The sequence below is a fragment of the Microbulbifer okhotskensis genome, assembly GCF_023895975.1.
In the GTDB taxonomy this organism is placed as follows: Bacteria; Pseudomonadota; Gammaproteobacteria; order Pseudomonadales; family Cellvibrionaceae; genus Microbulbifer; species Microbulbifer okhotskensis.
The window spans coordinates 1-300 of record NZ_JALBWM010000458.1 but is presented as its reverse complement, the minus strand read 5'-3'; the positions used below and the strand labels follow the sequence as shown (position 1 = coordinate 300).

Genomic DNA, 300 nt, shown 5'->3' with positions numbered 1-300 from the left:
TGGTGGTGTATGGGGAGTCTGGTGGGGTGAAGTCGTCGGGGAAGCGGCCTATGCCATTGGTTACCCTGAATTCATCTAACCAGCCACCCAACCCTGGGAAAGTGTCGGTGTCACTAATCCCGCCTAAAATGTAGCGGTCTTGGGTGTAATTTGTGGAGTCCGTCCAGCTCCCTACCGCTACACCATCCACATACAATTTGGTGATGCCTGAATTACGGCTTAGCGCGATATGGTGCCATTGGCCGGCGGATAGGATATTGGTGGCTGAGGTAATGCGGGCTAAGCCATTCACGTAATATC

1 protein-coding gene is annotated in these 300 nt (G+C 53.0%); it reads right to left on the bottom strand.

Annotation, left to right across the window (positions count from 1 at the left end; translation table 11 throughout):
- Window positions 1-300: LamG-like jellyroll fold domain-containing protein (locus tag MO867_RS22920; RefSeq protein ID WP_252473447.1), on the bottom strand; the 300-nt coding region annotated here is incomplete at both ends.